Origin of the sequence: Nocardiopsis akebiae (assembly GCF_018316795.1) — a bacterium.
GTDB classification, from domain to species: domain Bacteria; phylum Actinomycetota; class Actinomycetes; order Streptosporangiales; family Streptosporangiaceae; genus Nocardiopsis; species Nocardiopsis dassonvillei.
In genome coordinates this window covers 5,344,430-5,361,439 of record NZ_CP074132.1, presented here as the reverse complement: position 1 = coordinate 5,361,439, position 17,010 = coordinate 5,344,430, and the positions used below count along the sequence as shown (strand labels likewise).

Below are 17,010 nucleotides of genomic sequence, written 5' to 3'. Positions count from 1 at the left end.
GTTCACGCGGCTCCTCTGGGGCCGGAGGCGGTGATCGCTCCCGCCCCGCCGGTCCCGGTCGCTTCGTGTCCCTGCATCGGCTCCGCCTTTCACGGCCGGGGATTTCCCGTGTTCTCCCTGTGCGGCCGTTTCGGGTCACGAGCATACCCCTCATGCGTGCGTTGACGGGGAGAACACGGGCCTTTTGGGTTCGCGCGTGTCCGCGGGCTTTTTCCGTGTGCCTGGAACCGGTTTGAACTGCTCATACGGCTACATCAGCCAATAAAAACACCCCTTTTCTCTTTTCATCGGAAAAGGGGTGTCGTGTGCGGGGAAAGGCGTCAAGGAGCGATATCCTGCGCCGCTTCGCGCCTTTCCCGCGCCGCCCGCGCGGGGCGCGCTCAGGACTCCAGCGCCTCGTCCATCCTCGCGGCCAGGTCATCGGTGAGCAGGTCGATGTAGGTGCTGGTGATGTGCCCTGAGTCGCGGTAGACCATCACGTTGCCGATCACCGCCGGGCACCCGCCGTCCACGCAGAACCGGTCGGTGAGGTCGACCCAGTGCACCTCGCCCCCGGACTCGCGGGCCGCGATCTCCTGCGGGTCGGCGTCCTGGAGCGCGTCCCGCTCGGACCGCTCGCACGGTGACGGGTCCTCCGGGTTGGCCGCCACGCACTCCACCACGTCCCGGCGGGCGCGCGGGGTGTCGCGCAGCGCCACGATCTCGCCGCTGACCCGGGCCACCTCCTCCCACAGCCGGTTCATGCCCTCGGCCACCACGACCAGGTCCTCCTCCGGGGTGGTCTCCTCGGCCGGGTCGCTGGCGGTGGAGGAGCTGGTGAACACCAGGTCCGGCCGCAGCTCCTCCAGTTCGCCGACCACCGCGCGGTTCCAGTCGCCGCACGCCGTGTACGGGCCCCCGTCGGGGCCCTTCATCACGGTGTCGGTGAAGGCGCACGAGGACTTGGTGTACAGGTGCAGCCGCCAGCCGCGCTCCTCGGCCATCCCCTCCAGCGCGGTGACCCACTGGGCGCTGTGCGAGTCCCCGAGCACGGCCACGTCCCGGGTGGCGTCCTCGGGGCCGTACACGCACGGGTCCGAGGGGTCGGTCTCGGAGTGCGAGGCCTGGCAGTCGTCGTCGTACAGCGCGGGCACGTCGTCCTCCGCGTTGACGGGGGAGGGGTAGAACGGCCCCGCGTCGGCGGTCTGCCCGAGGGCGGCGGGCCCGGTGTGCACCGCGGGGTCGAAGGTCACCGACCGCTCCTGGTCGGCCCGCACGTACACCGCGCCGCCCACCGCGGCCACCGTCACCACGCCCGCCGTGGCCACGGCCAGGGCGGAGCGGCCGCGGCGGACCAGGCCGCGGTCGCGCACCGGATCCTCCACCCACACCTTGGTCGCCCACGCCAGCAGCACCGACGCGGCCGCGACTGCCAGGGCCTCCAACGCGCCCAGGCTCTCCTGCCCGAGCAGCACCAGCGCGAAGACGATCAGCGGCCAGTGCCACAGGTACAGCGAGTAGGACACGTCGCCGATCCACCGGGCGGGCGCGGTGCCCAGCAGCCGGGACGCGGACAGCCTCACGGGTGAGTCCTCGGCGGCGATCACCGCCGCGCTGCCCAGGACCGGAAGGATCGCCGCCCAGCCGGGGAAGGGCGTGGCGTCGTCATAGGCCACCGCGGAAGCCGCGATGGCGGCCAGGCCGAGCCAGCCCAGGGGCGCGCGCCAGCGCTCGGGCAGGCCGCCGTGCGCCAGCCCGATCGCGAGCAGGCCGCCGACGGCCAGCTCCCAGGCGCGGGTCGTCGGCAGGAAGTACGCCGAGGCCGCCTCCTGCGAGGTCAGCAGAACCGAGCAGGCCAGGGACAGCACCAGCACCGCGCCCAGCAGGACGGTGAGGGTCCCGGCGGAGGCCCGCCAGCGCCGCCGGGCCAGGGTCCAGACCACGAACAGGAGCGGCCACACCAGGTAGAACTGCTCCTCCACCGACAGCGACCAGAAGTGCTGGACGGGGCTGGGCGGGTCGTCCGCGGCCAGGTAGTCCACCGCCTGCTGGGCCAGGTAGAGGTTCTCCACGTAGGCGGCCGACGCCACCAGCTGCCAGGCGGTGTCGACCAGGCGGGTGACGGGCAGCAGGAAGAGCGCCACCGCGCCGGTGACCAGGAGCACCGTCGTCGCGGCGGGCAGGAGGCGCCGGACGCGGCGCACGTAGAAGCCGCCGATCGACACCTTGCCGTGCTCGGTGGCCTCGCGGTACAGCAGTGACGTGATGAGGAAGCCGGAGATCACGAAGAACACGTCGACGCCGACGTAACCGCCCGGCAGCAGGGCGGGGTTGAGGTGGTAGACGAGGACCAGGAGGACGGCGACGGCGCGCAGACCCTGGACCTCGGGCCGGAAACGGCGTCCGGTCCGGGCGGGTGCTGAGAACATGGGCTGGCTCCGAGAGCGGGCTCGGCGACGAGGAGTGGACGGGGGTGCGTCCGGGGGCGAGTCGCGGGGGATGATCGCATTCTGTGCCGTTTCGCGGACCCGAGGCGACCCCGGAGGCGACACGGCGGCAGGTGTTCGCCCAACAGGGGTGCGGGGGACACGTTCCCTTGGTCGGGTGTTCGCCTGGCGGGCCCGGGAACCGTCGGCGGGGCGGTGGTTCTCCGAGGGGACACGCGGGGCCGCGGTTTCCGGTGGTGTGAGGGCCTCGCGGATGCGCCGGAGGATGCGTACGAGGGCGGGGCTCAGGGGGCGCTTGGGGTGCGTGGGACAGCACCGTTCGGGGCCCGGATCACGAGGCCCGCCCGGTGGATGTGACGTGCCCGGAAGGCGTGTGCGCCCGTTCGTGGCGCGTCCGCTCCGGATCTGGGGCAGACTGTCGGGTGTCGCCGGAAGGGATCGCGCCGGTTCGCCCAGGACCGTGCCGCGCCGCGGAGCCCCGTTCGCCCGAACGGTCCGGCCGGTGCGACCGCGCCGCGAGAGGAGGCACACAGTCACCCCCGTCACCCCCCTGACCCGCGCGCACCTCGTGGCGGCCGCCACGGTCGTGGTCGTCGTGCCCTGTGTCCTGTACCCCCTGATCGGCCTGTGGACCCTGCTGTGGATTCCGGTCGTGCTGGTTCTGGGCGCCCTCGTCGTGCACTCCGGTGACGCCGCGGCCGTCGCCGCGGCTCCGAACGCCGCCGACGCGACCGCAGGCTCCTCTTCCGGGCGGGTCCACGGCGGACCGGACGGAACGCTCCGTGCCTTCGGCGAACGCGGCGGCGCGCGCGGCACCCGGATCCGCCCGGTCGCGCTGGCCAGCGCCGCGCAGGACTACGACCTGGTGTTCTCCGCCGTGGTCCACTGGCGGTGGGAGGGCCACGTGGACCTGAGCCTGCGCAACCCGGTCGCCCCCGCCGTCCTGGCGGTGGTCATCCGCGCGTCCGCGCTGGCCCGCGGCGTCGAACCCGGCGACCACGGGACGGCCGAGTGCGAACTGGCCGCCCGGCTCGCGGTGGAGACGGCGGTCACCGGCGCCGGGGTCGTGGTGTGGGCGGAGGAGGTGAGCCTGCGCCTGTCGGAGGAGGACGCCGAACGGCTGCGCCGCATGGCCGCCCTGCGCAAGGACCGCGAGCTGCGCGAGGCCGTCCGCGACGCCGAGGAGGGACTGGAGGACCTCCCGCCCGCCCGTGTCGGCCGGGCGACCGCCCCGCGTCCGACCGCCCCCTCTTCCCCGCGCCCGGAGGGCCCTCCGCGGTCGGCCGTGGACGCGGGCCTGGACGCCTTCGGCGGTCTCGACCCGCTGGACGACCCGCTCGGCCTCGGCGGGGACGACGGGCCCGACCCCTCCCCGGGGCCGGGCAGCGACGTCGACGAGGAGGGGTACGAGAGCTACTGGTGGCCCGCCGACGAAGGCCCCGAGTCGGCCGAACGCGACGTGCAGGTGGCCATCCTGCGCGGGCTGGTCGACTCCTTCGAGGACGTCGAGGAGCGCGCGAAGTTCGTCCACGAACAGGTGGTCGTCTTGGAGCGGGGCGGCTTCACCGAGCTGGCGCTGCGCATCCGGGAGGAGTACCCCGAGCCGGAGGGACGGGGGCCGGACACCGAGGAGCCCCGGTGAACGCCGGGGCCCCGACCACCCGGACCGGAGCCCCCGTGCGCGACTCCGGCGGCCGGTGCCGGTTCCGGCCGCCGCCCCGGTCACCCGTCACCGGAGCGGCGTGCGTCCCGTACCGCTGCTCGCGCGGATCCTCCTCAGACGGAGGATCCGGACTTCCTGCGCCTGGTGAACACGAAGGCCGCCACACCGGCGCCGATCGCCACCACCGCCGCGCCGACCAGCCCCCACAGGCTCGCACCGGTCACGGGCAGACCGCCCTCCGACCCGGCCGCCTGCTCGGGTGACGGGGAGGCGGAGGGCTCCCCGCCGGGCGTCTCCTCCGTGACGGGACCCTCGGTGGCCTGCTCCTCCTCGGGGACCTCGGGCTCCTCACCGCCCGGGGTCGGCTCGGGCTCCCCCGGCTCCTCGGGGGTCTCGCCGCCGCCGGGCGCGCACGGGGTCAGCTCCGCGGAGAAGTCGCCGTTGTGCAGCTCACCGTTGCCGACGACGCCCGCGGACGGGGAGCCGTGCTCGAAGGAGGCGGCGACGACGTTGCCCTCGATGTTGCTCGGTGACAGCCAGCTCACCTTCGCGTCGGGGGCGAAGACGGTGCCCTCCAGGGTTCTGCTGTCGGGGGTGAAGGTGACGGACGTGGCGTCCCCGAAGTTGAACAGGACGTAGCGGGCCTCCTCCAGACCGATCCCGGCCATGTTGGGGGTGCGCCACTCGAACCGCCCGTCCACGCCCGAGGTGTCGACGTTGACGAGGAGCGGCGCGTCCGGACCGGGCTTGTCCTCGAAGGTGATGACCTCCAGGGCGGCCAGGTCCTCGGCGGCGACGTTCCACACGTTCTGGGCGCCCGGGGCCAGCGGCAGGGTGACGTTGGCGCCCTGGCCGAAGGGAGGCAGCGCCTCGGAACCGTCGCCCGTCCGCAGCGGGACCACTCCGCCCTCGCACGCGGCGAGTCCGGCCGAGCGCTCGCGGTAGGCGGGGAACAGGCCCGCGACGTCCAGGGCCGCGCCGGTGACGGACTCCTGCGGCTGGCGGACGGTGAGCGAGATCCTCGGCGTGCTCTCGCGGCCCTCGGTACCGGCGACCACGGTGTTGACCTGGGCTCCGTTGCGGTCCGTCGTGCTGATGTCGGCGTCCTCGGCGGCGCCGACCTTGACGTATCCGCTCTGGAGCACCTTGAGGTCGCCCCCGCTGGCGCCGAAGTCCACCCGGCCGTTCACCAGGAGGGCGGCGGGGTGCTCGTCGCCCTCGGCGGTGTACGAACCGGGTGTGTGGGCGGCGACGTTGTAGTCGCCGAACACGAGGTCGCCGCCGACCGCGACGGCTCCCTCGGACTCGTTGCCCGCCAGGACCGCGTCGCCTTCGGTGACCACCAGGAAGCCCTGGTTGCCGGACACGGGGTTGACGGCGGTCTCGGCCAGCGCGGGGGCGGCGGGCAGCAGCCCGAAGGCCAGGAGGGCGGAGGTGGAGGCGCAGGCCCCTCTCAGGAGCAGTGAGGGGGTCTGGGGACTTCTCGGCATCTCGGATGTTCCGTTCCGGAGTCTTCGTACTGGTGGGGAATGCGGACTGGTGCGAAGGGGCGGACGGGCGGGCGCGGGGGAACGGGGAGCGTTCCTGCGGGGTGCGCCCGACGGGGACGATGGGGTCGTACCGGCCGCGCGGCCCCGTCGCGCCCTCCGCTCCCGGTCGGGAGCCGGGAACACGGGCCGTGATCACGGAACGTGTTGGGAGCGCTCCCGGGAATGGCTCGCACGGTGTCCTCCCCTTCCACGCGCGACACGTGCCGCCGGTTGCCATGCCGTCGCCGTTGTTCCGCTTCCGTGTCCTGGGCGGTGCCGCCGCCGTCGGCTGAGGGGGCCGGGCGGGTCAGGGGTCGCGGGGCCCCGGTTCCGCCTCGGCCAGGCGGGTGAGGAGTTCGCCCAGCAGGACGCGCTCGCCGCGGCTGAACTCCGCCCGCGACCGGTCCAGGACCGAGCGCAGGGCGATCGCCCGTCGCGCGGGTTCGCGGTCCCGGTCGGCGCCGGGTGCGGTACCGGACGCCCCGTCGCCGTCGGCGCCGGGAGCTGACGTGATCGCCGCGATGACCGCCTCGCGCGTCCTGGCGGACAGCGACGGGTCGGGCCGGTCGGAGTCCGGCCCGATCAGGCTGAGGGTGACGCCCATGCCCGCGGCGTGCACCATGTCCGCCGCCTGTTCGACGCCGACGACGAGCCGTCCGGCCTCCGCGACCCGTTGCACCAGCGTGAGCAGTACGCGCCGGGCCTCCCGGGTGGTCTCGCCGTTCCCGCCCGGCGCGGGGTCGCCGTACATCAGCAGGTAGTGGGCCGGGTTCTCCACACCGAAACCGACGTGCAGGTTCCAGCCGGCGCGCAGGTCCTGCACCGGGTCGGACGAGGCCGGCTGGGCCGTCTTGCGCGCCAGGTAGCGGGCGAAACCGTCCGCGGCCACGGCGTTGAGCAGTCCGTTCATGTCACCGAACAGGCGGTAGATCGTCGGCGGCTGCACCTCGGCCGCCGTGCTGACGGCTCGCGTGGTGACCGCGGTACGCCCGTGGTTCCTGAGAAGGTCGGCCGCGGCCTCGATGACCTTCTGCCGGTTGTCGCTGCGAGAAGCCATGTATCGATGATAACGGGGTGGCGATAGCACTGTTGTGTTATCGTCGATCAGGCAATAACGCTATCAGTGATATCAACCGTGGGCGTGGGGCCGCCCCGACGGGAGGACGATCATGAGCGGTACCGAACGGCGTGCGGCACTGGTGACCGGCGGGTCGCGCGGCATCGGAAGGGCGGTGGCCGAGCGCCTCGCCGCCGACGGCCAGGACGTCGCGATCGTGTACGCGGGCGACACCGCCGCGGCGGAGGCCGCCGTCGCCGCGGTCACCGACGCGGGCGGCGGCGCCGTCGCGCTGCGGGCCGACGTCGCCGACGAGGACGCCGTGCGCGCGGCCTTCGACGCGGTCGAGGAGCGGTTCGGCGGCGTGGACGTCGTCGTCAACTCCGCCGGGATCATGGTCCTGGACACCGTGGCCGAACTCGATCTGGCCGACCTGGACCGCATGCACCGGACCAACATCCGGGGCGCCTTCGTCGTCAACCAGCAGGCGGCCAGGAGGGTGCGCCGGGGCGGGGCGATCATCAACCTCTCCACCTCGGTCGGCAGGCTCGCCCTGCCGAGCTACGCGGCCTACGCCGCCTCCAAGGGCGCCGTGGACGCGATCAGCCCGGTGCTGGCCAAGGAGATGCGGGGCCGGGACGTGACGGTGAACGCCGTCGCCCCCGGGCCCACCGCCACGGACCTGTTCCTGGCGGACAAGAGCGATGAGCGGGTGGAGCGGCTGGCCGGGCTGAACCCCTTCGGACGCCTCGGCGCCCCCGATGACATCGCCGAGGTGGTCTCCTTCCTCGCCGGGCCCGGCCGCTGGGTCAACGGCCAGACCCTCTACGCCAACGGCGGCATGGTCTGAGCCCGGCGAACCGGGGGAGCGGGGCGCGGCGTTAACCCCGGTGAGGACAGGCCGCCCTGTCCGTGGCGAGCACGCGACGACGGAACGGAACAGACCCCATGGCCGCAGACACGGAGAAGCCCGCGACCGAGCCCGTACCCGCTTCCCCGAGCGCTCTGCTGGCCCCTCTGGGCGCGGCCGTCGGCGTGGGGCTCCTCACGGGTTTCCTGACCTCCTACGCGCAGGGACTGCTTCCCCACGGCCTGGCCCCGCTGGCGAACTCGGCCGGGACCTGGAGCCTGGTCGCTTTCCTGCTCGGCATGCTCTCCCCGCGCCCGTGGGTCTGCGCCGTCGCTGGCGCGCTGTCGCTGGCGGCGATGGTCCTCGGCTACGACATCGCTTCCGTCCTGCGCGGATTCTCCGCCTCGCCGGGGGGAACGTTCTTCTGGCTGACCGCCGCCGCCCTGGTGGGGCCGGTCCTCGGCTGGGGCGGTAACGCGCTGCGCACGCGGTCCCGTCCCGCCCCGCTGGCTGCGGGCGCCATGAGCGGCGTGCTCGTCGGCGAGGGGGTGTACGGACTCCTCTACATCGCGGACACCACGTCCCCGGTCTACTGGTCCTGCTCCGTCGCCGCGGGCGCCGCGTTCCTCGGGTGGGCCGCGGTCCGGCGGTGCCCCGCCCCGCGCCCGCGCTCCCTCGCGCTCGCCGCGGGGGCCGCGGCCGTGGTGGCTACGGCCTTCGTCCTGGTCTACTCCCGCAACCTCATCATGTGGTTCCCCAACTGACGCGCTCGCGCGCGCTCCGCGGTCCCCGTGCCTTCCACGCCGCCCCCGGACCCGGACGGTCCGGAGCTCGGACCGGAGGGTGCCCGGCCGACCGCTGGTACGGCGGGGGAGCCTTGCGCCCCGGCACACGCGACGCACCGGTTCCGGCAGTCCGGCCCCTACCCCGGCTCCGCGGTCCGGAAGGCACCGCGCGCAGAGAGGGGCGGGGCCGTGGACGACCGGGCCGGGCCCGAGCAGGACGTGGGGGTCAGCGCCTTCGTTTCCGCGGACGAACCGGCCTTCGGCGAGGTGCCGGGGGTCACGCCCCGGACCCGGGGGGAACCGGGCCGCGAGGGCACCTCCGGCAGCGAACGCTCGGGGCTTTCCCGCGGCGTCCGCTCCGCGTCGGCTACCGGCTCGCGAACCTCCTCAGGCCGCCCGAGGAGGCGCCGCCGGACCCGGGCTCCCAGCTGGAGTGACCGCCTCGCGGGACCGCAGCGAAAGGCCGGTGGCCCGGCGTGCCCGTGCCGGTGCGCCCGTGCGGGTGCGAGCCGGGACCGGGCGCCGGCCGGGTCAGTAACCGGCGGACTTGTCGACCACGTTCACCAGCGGTCGGCCCCGTGCGTGGCGCTCCAGGTTCTCGACGAAGACGTCCACGCCCCGGCGCCGCGTAGCGGCGGTCGTCGCCCCGTTGTGCGGGGTGACGATGACGTTGGGCAGGTCCCAGAAGGGGCTGTCCGGCGGCAGCGGCTCCCGGCCGTGGGCGTCGAGCCCGGCTCCGGCGATCCACCCCTCGGTGAGCGCCCGCAGCAGTGCCCCGTCCGCCACGATCCCGCCGCGTGAGACCACGACGACGTACGCCGTGTCCTTCATCGCCCTCAGTTCCGCCTCGCCGAGGAGGTGTTCGGTGGCGGGCGTGTCCGGGGCCGTGACCACCACGAAGTCGGACTCGGCCAGCATGCGGTGCAGGTCCTCGGGGGCGTGGACGGCGTCGACGCCGGGGAGGGCAGGCCGGTGCGGCGCCGCACCCCACCACCCGCATGTGGAAGGCCCGTGCCTTGGCCGCCAGGTCGAGCCCGCAGTTCCCCAGGCCGATGATCCCGCAGGTGAGACCGTTGAGCTCACCGTGCTGGAAGCGCTCCCAACGGTGCTCGGACTGAGCCCTGGCCCACCGGGGGGCGTCCCTGTTCAGCATCAGCATGAGCATCATGGCGTGTTCGGCCAGCGGGACCGCGCCGTTGCCCGCCGAGGAGGTCAGGACCGCGGGGTGCGCGTCCAGTCCGGCCGCGAGGTCGTTGTTCACCCCCGCCGCCCAGCTGTGCACCCAGCGCACGGCGGGAGCGAGGGCCAAGTGCTCGCCGCTGAGGGTTCCGGCGATGACGGTCGCCGTTCCCAGGAGGTCGGCGCGGTCGCCGAGCCCGTCCACGAAATCCACCGGGGCGCCCGCGGCGGCCGCGCGGATGCGATCCCTCTCGTCGGGCTCGAAGCGACCGCTCACGAGTACTCGTCCGCGCTCGGGCACGAACATCACGTCCTTCGTACGCTCTGGTAATTTGTGGCTCGTATTGGTCCGACCGGTCAGGTGAGTATAGGGAAGGTGTGTGCCGGATGCCACAGGAGGGGCGTTCCGTCTTCCGCGCCGTCGAGCACGCCAAGGTCTACTCCTCGGTGGTCGACCAGATCCTCGCCGGGGTGCGTTCGGGGACCTTCCCGCCCGGGACGCCGCTGCCCGCGGAGCGCGTGCTGGCCGAGAGGTTCGAGGTCGGCCGCGGCTCGGTCCGCGAGGCGATCCGGGTCCTGGAGCACGCCGGGGTGCTCGACGTCCGCGTGGGCAGCGGCACCTACGTGGTCGGTGACGGGGGGTCGGAGGAGAACGCCCTCCGGGCCCGGGCCGCGGTCGCCGGAGAGCACAGCCCGCTCGACCTGATCGTGGCCAGGGCCGCCCTCGAACCCGTGTGCGCCGAGCACGCGGCCACCGCGAGGACCTCCAACGACCTGCGGGTGCTCGAGGACCTGGTGCTCGAGCAGGAGCGCGTGCTCGAAGAGGGCGCGGACCCCTCGGCGGTGGACGCCGACTTCCACCTGGCGGTGGCGGCGGCCTCGCACAACAGCGTGCTCTTCGCCTTGGAGCGGACCCTGGTCGACCTCATGCGCGAACCCATGTGGAGCGAGCTCAAGGGCCGCTCCCGCGGCCGTCGGGACCAGGCGCGGCACTACCTCGAACACCACCGGCAGGTCCTCGGCGCCATCGAGCGCCGCGACCACCGCCGGGCGCGGCAGCTGATGGCCGTCCACATGAGCGAGATCGAGACGGGACTGCTCACAGAGCTGGGCTCCGCGCAGGAGCGGGCCGAGGGGTCGGGCCGCTGACCTGTCGGACCGCTGACCTGTTGACACGGGACGCGGTACCGGCTTAGCTTCACCATCGGTCAGGTGGTCGGACCAATCTCCACAGGTCCGTCCGATTCTCGCACCGTGGTGAAGGAGAGAACCGTGGGCACACCCCGCTACGCCGTGAACTGCTCGATCATGATGAAGGACCGGCCGCCCGAGCAGAGGTTGGCGGCGGTCCGGGAGGCCGGGTTCGAGGCGGTGGAGTTCTGGTGGCCCTTCGCGGAGCCCGTTCCCGCCGAGGCCGAGGTCGAGTCCTTCGTCGACACGGTCCGCGCCTCGGGCCTGCGCCTGGTCGGGCTCAACCTCTTCGCCGGTGACATGCCGGGCGGCGACAGGGGCGTGGTCTCCTGGCCGGACCGGGCCGGGGAGCTGCGGGCCAACGCCGCGGTGGTCCGCCGTATCGGTGAGGCGCTGGGCTGCCGCTCCTTCAACGCCCTGTACGGCAACCGCCGCGCGGACGTGTCCGACGCCGAACAGGACGCCGCGGCCGTGCGCGCACTGGGCGAGGTCGCGGGCACCCTGGCCGAGATCGGCGGCACGGTGCTGATCGAGCCGGTCAGCGGTGCCCCGTCCTACCCGCTGCTCACGGCGGACGACGCCGTGGCGGTGATCGAGCGGGTCGAACACGAGACGGGCGCGGACAACCTCCGCCTGCTGTTCGACGTGTACCACCTCGCCGTCAACGGCGACGACGTCCCGGCCGCGCTCGCCCGGCACCGGGGGCGCGTCGGCCACGTCCAGGTGGCGGACGCGCCCGGCCGGGGCGCCCCCGGGACGGGCGGCCTTCCGCTGCGCGGCTGGATGAGGGACCTGGACGGGGGCGGGTACGACGGCTGGGCCGCTCTGGAGCACGCGGGCGACGGACCCGACCCCTTCGGCTGGACGCGCTCGTCCGACCTGCCGGGCCTGCCGGGCGCGGCGGAGTGATCCGGCCGCGACGGCCGTCGCGGCCCGCAGACCACACCCCGGCGGGCCGTCCGGCCCGCCGGACCGACACCGAATCGACCAAGGAGTCCGCAGTGAGTGTGCGAACGATCGCCTTCATCGGCCTGGGCGTCATGGGCGCCCCCATGGCGACCAACCTCGTCCGTGCCGGGTTCGACGTGGTGGGGTACAACCGCAGCGCCGCGAAGACGGAGCCGCTGGTGAGCGCGGGGGGCCGCGCCGCCGCCTCGGTGGCCGACGCGGTGGGCGGGGCCGACGCCGTCATCACGATGCTGCCCGACTCCCCGGACGTGGAGTCCGTGGTCCTGGGTGAGGGGGGCGCCCTGGAGCACATGCGGAGCGGCGCGCTGCTCATCGACATGAGCACGATCCGCCCCGACACGGCCCGCGCCGTGGCCGAGGCCGGGGAGGCCGCGGGGGTCGCGGTCCTGGACGCGCCCGTGAGCGGGGGCGAGCAGGGGGCGGTCGAGGCCAAGCTCTCGGTCATGGTCGGGGGCGAGGAGCGGGCCTTCGCCCTCGCTAAGCCGGTGCTGGACGCGCTGGGCACGACGGTGGTCCACGTCGGACCGGCCGGGGCCGGGCAGACCGTCAAGGCCGCCAACCAGCTGATCGTCGCCGGGACGATCGAGCTCGTCTCCGAGGCGATGGTCTTCCTCCAGGCCCACGGCGTCGACCGCGACAGCGCCGTGCGCGTGCTCTCCGGCGGGCTGGCCGGGAGCACGGTGCTCGACCGCAAGGCCGCGTCCATGCTCGCGCGCGAGTTCGACCCGGGGTTCAGGGTGGACCTGCACCACAAGGACCTCGGGATCGTGACGGCCGCCGCCCGTGAGGCCGGGGTGGCCCTGCCCCTGGGAGCGCTCACGGCGACCCTGATGGGATCGCTGCGCGCCCAGGGCCACGGTTCCCTGGACCACTCGGCGCTGCTTTTGCAGGTGGAGCGGCTGTCGGGGCGTGACGCGGACGCCCGGGACTGAGCAGAGGACCTCTCCTAGGCACATTGTCAGTCTTGAAATCTTGACTGACAATGTGCCTATACTGTCCTGCCTCCGTCGCGGAGCGCCACCGGCGCGCGAGCCGAGCCGCGGCCGCGGCGGCCGAGCCGACGAGAGGACCAGCCACATGGCACAGGGTGTGACGGAGAGCGGGCCCGGGACCGCGGCCAGCGCGCCGCGCGAAGCCGACTGGCATCTGGGCGCGACGCGCTGGACGCAGCTGACGCTGACCGAGAACGACCCCGGACGCTTCGACCCCGACTTCTGGATCCAGGTCATGCGTGAGACCAGGTCCAACGCGGCCTGCATCAGCGCGGGCGGGTACGTCGCCTTCTACCCGACCGACGTCCCCTACCACCACCGCAGCGTCCACCTCGGCGACACCGACCCCTTCGGCGCCCTGGTCGAGGGCGCGCGGGGCCTGGACATGCACGTCATGGCCAGGGTGGACCCCCACGCCGTCCACGCCGACGCCGCCAGCGCCCACCCCGAGTGGCTGGCGCGTACCGCCGACGGCAGCCCGGTGGAGCACTGGGGCTACCCCGGTATCTGGCTGACCTGCCCGTTCGGCCCGTACAACCGCGACTTCATCACCGAGGTCGCCCGCGAGATCGTCACCCGCTACGACGTGGACGCCGTCTTCGCCAACCGCTGGCAGGGCCACGGCATCTCCTACAGCGAGGCGGCGCTGCGCAGCTTCCGCGACGAGACGGGGTTCGACCTGCCGCGCCGGGAGGGGGACACCTCCGACCCCGCCTGGCGCGCCTACGTGGTGTGGCGCAGGCGCAAGCTGAGCGACCTGGTGAGCCTGTGGGACCAGGCGGTCCGCGACATCCGCCCGCACGCCCGCTTCATCCCCAACCTGGGCAGCATCGCCGCGCGCGACCTCGACCGCGGCATGCTGGCCCGGCACTTCCCGTTCTTCCTCATCGACAAGCAGGGCCGTTCCGGGGTGGAGGCGCCCTGGTCGGCCGGACGCAACGGCAAGCGCAGCCGTGCGGTCTTCCGGGACAGGCCGGTCGGACTCATCACCTCCATCGGCCCCGAGCACCACCAGCACCGCTGGAAGGACTCGGTCTCGCCCGGGGCCGAGACGACGATGTGGATCGTCGACGGCTTCGCGCAGGGCGCCTTCCCGTGGTTCACCAAGTTCAACGGCATGGTGCCCGACCGGCGTTGGGTCCGCCCCGTCGCCGAGGCCTTCGCGCTCCACGAGCGTCTGGAGCCCGAACTCGCGGGCCGCCGCATCACGGCGGACGTGGCCCTGCTGGAGACGGGCGGTCCGGAGAGGGGACGCGCGCACGAGGACGGCTTCTACCACGCCCTGGTCGAGGCCCGCATCCCCTTCGAGATCGTCGCCGAGCAGAACCTGACCGAGAGCGAGCTGGGCCGGTTCAGGGTGCTCGTCCTGCCCGACGCCGAGCGGCTGAGCCAGGACCAGTGCCGCGCGATCCGGGCCTTCACCGAGTCGGGGGGAAGCGTCGTCGCCGCCCACCGCTCCTCCCTGGACGACGAGTACGGCACCCCGCGGGCCAACTTCGGACTCGCCGACGTGCTCGGCGTGGACCTGAGCATGCCGGTGCGCGGCCCCGTCAAGAACAACTACGTCGCGCTCACCGGAGAGCACCCCACCACGGAAGGCTTCGGGGGAGCGGAGCGCATCATCGGCGGCACCGAACTCATCGGTGTGACCGCCCGCCCGGGGACCAACGTGCCCCTGCGCTTCGTGCCCGACTACCCCGACCTGCCGATGGAGGAGGTCTACCCGCGGGAGGAGCCCGCGAGCCCGGCCCTGGTCACCCGTGAGCTGCCCGGAGGCGGCCGCTCGGTCTACGTCGCCTTCAACCTCGGCTCCCTGTTCTGGGAGGCGCTCCAACCCGACCACGGGACGCTCGTCGCCAACGCCGTCCGCTGGGCCCTCGGGGGACCGGAACGGGTCCGGGTCCGCGGGCGCGGTCTGGTCGACCTCGCGCTCTGGGAGGACCCGGAGTCGGTCGCGGTTGTGATCGTCAACCTCACCAACCCCATGGCACTCAAAGGGCCCATGCGCGAGATCATCCCGCTGCCCGCGCAGAAGGTCTCGGTCGCCCTGCCGGAGGGCGCGGTGGGCGCCGAGGCACGCCTCCTGGTCTCCGGGTCCGACGTCCCGGTGCGCGTGCGCGCGGGGCGCGCCGAGGTGACCGTGGACTCCGCGGACCTGCTGGAGGCCGTCCGCTTCACGTGGATCCGGGGTGAGCGGTCATGAGCGGGCACGACCTGTGGTGGCACCGGCCCTTCCAGATGTTCCAGACCAACCTCAGGGAGATCGACGCGACCCTCGACGTCGAACGGGTCCTCGACTACCTGGAGGGCTTCGGCGCGCGCGCCTGGCTCCTCAGCGTCGGCGGCATCGTGTCCAACTACCCCACGGAGCTGGAGTTCCAGACCCGCAACCCCGCCCTGGACCAGCGGCCCTCGGGCGACCTCGTGGGCGACGCGGTGGCGGCGGCACGCGAGCGGGGCGTGCGGGTCCTGGCCAGGATGGACTTCTCCAAGATCGACCACCGCCGGGCCGAGCGCCACCCGGAGTGGTGCTTCACGGGGGCCGACGGGACGCAGCAGGTCTACAACGGCCTGACCAGCGTGTGCCCCAGCGGGGACTACTACCAGTACCGCCTCCTGGAGGTGGTCGACGAGGTCCTGGACCGCTACCCCGTCGACGGGTTCTTCTTCAACTGGATGTCCTTCAACGAGGTCGACTACAGCGGTGTCCACCGGGGGACGTGCCACTGCCTGCCCTGCCAGCGGGCGTTCGCGGCCTTCGCGCCCGGGGTCGAGATGCCCACCGGGCCCGCCTCCCCCACCTACCGGGTGTGGAAGCGCTTCACCGAGGCGGTGCTCGACGACCTGACCTCCCGCGTGCGCGACCACGTCAGCGCGCGCCGTCCCGAGGCGCCGCTCATCCTCGGCGACCGCGCCGACATCGTCTTCCACGAGGCCAACAACGCGGTCGGGCGGACCCTGTGGCACCACCGGACCGCCGAGCACGTCAGCGCGGCCCGGACGTACCGGCCCGGGGTGCCCGTGCTCACCAACGCCGTGGGCTTCGTCGACATGCCCTACCGACTGGCGGGCGAGGAGCCCCACCACTTCGCCCAGTACCTGGTCCAGGCCTTCTCCCGGGGGGCCAACCCCTCCACGTACATCATGGGGACCCCGGACGACGTCACCTACGAGTGCCTGGACGCGGCCGGTGAGCTGACCCGGTTCCACCGCGACCACGAGCGCTTCTACCGGGAGCTGGTGTCCGCGGCCAGGGTCCTCCTCGTCCGGCCGGACCCGCTCAAGCTCGCCCCCGCCCGGTGGGAGGAGGCCGTCCACGAGTTCCGGGGACTGTACTCGGCGCTCCTCGAACGCCACATCCCCTTCGACGTGCTGCCCGAGCCCCGTGTCCGCGACGTCGACCGCCAGGGCCGACTGGGGGACTACGGGCTGGTCGTCCTGCCCGACCTGGGACCGCTGGACCCGGAGACGGCGCGAGCCCTGGGACGCTACGCCGAGGCCGGCGGCGGCGTGCTCGCCACCGGCGCGAGCGGGTTCGACGGCGACGAGTGCCTGATCGAGGGTTCACCGGTGCTGCGCCGGACGGCGGTCCGGGACACGGTCGAGTCCGTGAGATCGCTGCACCTGCGCCGCCCCGGCCGGAGCGGGGCGCGACGCGGGGGCGACCTGCCCGTGGTGGGCGCCTTCCACGTGGTCGAGCCCGTCGCCGACGCCGACACCGACCTCCCGGTGCTGTCGCGGGCCCCCTACGGCCCGCCCGAGAAGTGCCACGGCCACCTCCTGCTCGACCACCCGGGAGCGCTGTGGCGCGACCACGGGCGCGGCCGGGTGGCCGTGCTGCCCTGGACGCCTGGCAGGGCCTACCACCAGCTGGGCCTGAGCGGGCACCGCGACGTGTTCGTCGAGACCGCGCTGCGCGCCGCCAACGGCCCGGTGCAGGTCGGGACCGACCTGCCCGAACAGGTCGAGGTGGTCCTCGGCGTCTCGGCGGCCGGGGGAGTGGTCCACCTGGTCAACCACTCCGGGGACGCGCCCCAGGGGTTCCGAACCCCGCTGCCGGTCGACGGACGCCAACTGCGGGTGCCGTGGTGGAGGCACCAGCCCACCCGCGCCCTGCGCGCCGACACGGACCTGACGGTTGCCGAACAGGGCGGGGAGGGCGTCGCGCTGCCCCGCGTCGGCCTCTTCGAGGTCCTGGTCACGGAGCGTCCCGTCAACGCCCGGTAACTTTGTAAAACAAGTATTCATGAGTTATTGACTTACCAAATCAGCACCGGAAACATGTCCTGTGAAGCTGCACACTCACTGGGGTGACCTCCCCCGCAGCGAAGGGAACGTGATGAGAGATTTCGATCGGCGCGCATTTCTC

The 17,010-nt window shown here is 73.3% G+C and carries 12 protein-coding genes and 1 pseudogene; 8 read left to right on the top strand and 5 right to left on the bottom strand.

From position 1 onward, the window contains the following. Positions 1-380: 380 nt before the first annotated feature. Positions 381-2,408, bottom strand: a complete 2,028-nt coding sequence (locus KGD83_RS22900) for an acyltransferase family protein (RefSeq protein ID WP_212641117.1) — start codon at positions 2,406-2,408, stop codon at positions 381-383. 520 nt (positions 2,409-2,928) lie between these two features. On the opposite strand from KGD83_RS22900, the gene KGD83_RS22895 reads away from it, so the two are divergent. Next, positions 2,929-4,068, top strand: a complete 1,140-nt coding sequence (locus KGD83_RS22895; RefSeq protein WP_212641116.1) for a hypothetical protein — start codon at positions 2,929-2,931, stop codon at positions 4,066-4,068. A gap of 134 nt (positions 4,069-4,202) precedes the next feature. Here the strand turns inward: KGD83_RS22895 and KGD83_RS22890 are convergent, their stop codons facing one another. Together KGD83_RS22890 and KGD83_RS22885 are read right to left on the bottom strand one after the other, a co-directional pair. Continuing rightward, positions 4,203-5,579 (bottom strand): choice-of-anchor A family protein, encoded by a 1,377-nt coding sequence (locus KGD83_RS22890; RefSeq protein WP_212641115.1) that lies wholly within the window; start codon positions 5,577-5,579, stop codon positions 4,203-4,205. A gap of 346 nt (positions 5,580-5,925) precedes the next feature. Continuing rightward, positions 5,926-6,675 carry a TetR/AcrR family transcriptional regulator gene (locus KGD83_RS22885; protein ID WP_212641114.1) on the bottom strand — a complete coding sequence of 250 codons (750 nt, stop codon included), beginning with the start codon at positions 6,673-6,675 and terminating at the stop codon, positions 5,926-5,928. Between the two features lie 112 nt (positions 6,676-6,787). Between KGD83_RS22885 and KGD83_RS22880 the strand changes: the two genes are divergently transcribed. Continuing rightward, positions 6,788-7,525, top strand: coding sequence for an SDR family oxidoreductase (locus tag KGD83_RS22880; protein ID WP_212641113.1), 738 nt, complete (start codon positions 6,788-6,790; stop codon positions 7,523-7,525). 98 nt (positions 7,526-7,623) lie between these two features. Beyond that, on the top strand, positions 7,624-8,289 hold the full coding sequence (locus tag KGD83_RS22875; protein WP_212641112.1) for a DUF6518 family protein: 666 nt from the start codon (positions 7,624-7,626) through the stop codon (positions 8,287-8,289). A gap of 552 nt (positions 8,290-8,841) precedes the next feature. Here KGD83_RS22875 and KGD83_RS28995 read toward each other — a convergent pair. Both KGD83_RS28995 and KGD83_RS29260 read right to left on the bottom strand, forming a co-directional pair. Then, positions 8,842-9,228 carry an NAD(P)-dependent oxidoreductase gene (locus tag KGD83_RS28995; RefSeq protein WP_256448806.1) on the bottom strand — a complete coding sequence of 129 codons (387 nt, stop codon included), beginning with the start codon at positions 9,226-9,228 and terminating at the stop codon, positions 8,842-8,844. A 124-nt stretch (positions 9,229-9,352) separates the two neighbouring features. Continuing rightward, a pseudogene (locus KGD83_RS29260) lies at positions 9,353-9,463 on the bottom strand (D-2-hydroxyacid dehydrogenase); the annotation flags it as partial. Between the two features lie 413 nt (positions 9,464-9,876). On the opposite strand from KGD83_RS29260, the gene KGD83_RS22865 reads away from it, so the two are divergent. The 5 genes from KGD83_RS22865 (at position 9,877) to KGD83_RS22845 (ending at position 16,868) form a co-directional block, all read left to right on the top strand. Further along, entirely contained in the window at positions 9,877-10,638 is a 762-nt protein-coding gene (locus KGD83_RS22865; protein WP_212641110.1) for a FadR/GntR family transcriptional regulator, read from the top strand. A gap of 123 nt (positions 10,639-10,761) precedes the next feature. Further along, on the top strand, positions 10,762-11,589 hold the full coding sequence (locus KGD83_RS22860; RefSeq protein WP_212641109.1) for a hydroxypyruvate isomerase family protein: 828 nt from the start codon (positions 10,762-10,764) through the stop codon (positions 11,587-11,589). Further along, on the top strand, positions 11,586-12,581 hold the full coding sequence (locus tag KGD83_RS22855) for a 2-hydroxy-3-oxopropionate reductase (RefSeq protein WP_256448805.1): 996 nt from the start codon (positions 11,586-11,588) through the stop codon (positions 12,579-12,581). The genes KGD83_RS22860 and KGD83_RS22855 overlap by 4 nt, the downstream gene beginning before the upstream one ends. Before the next feature lie 145 nt (positions 12,582-12,726). Further along, a complete protein-coding gene (locus KGD83_RS22850) occupies positions 12,727-14,844 on the top strand; it encodes an alpha-amylase family protein (RefSeq protein WP_212641107.1) in 2,118 nt (705 codons plus the stop codon). After that, positions 14,841-16,868 (top strand): alpha-amylase family protein, encoded by a 2,028-nt coding sequence (locus tag KGD83_RS22845; protein WP_212641106.1) that lies wholly within the window; start codon positions 14,841-14,843, stop codon positions 16,866-16,868. The genes KGD83_RS22850 and KGD83_RS22845 overlap by 4 nt, the downstream gene beginning before the upstream one ends. The last annotated feature ends 142 nt before the right edge of the window (positions 16,869-17,010 follow it).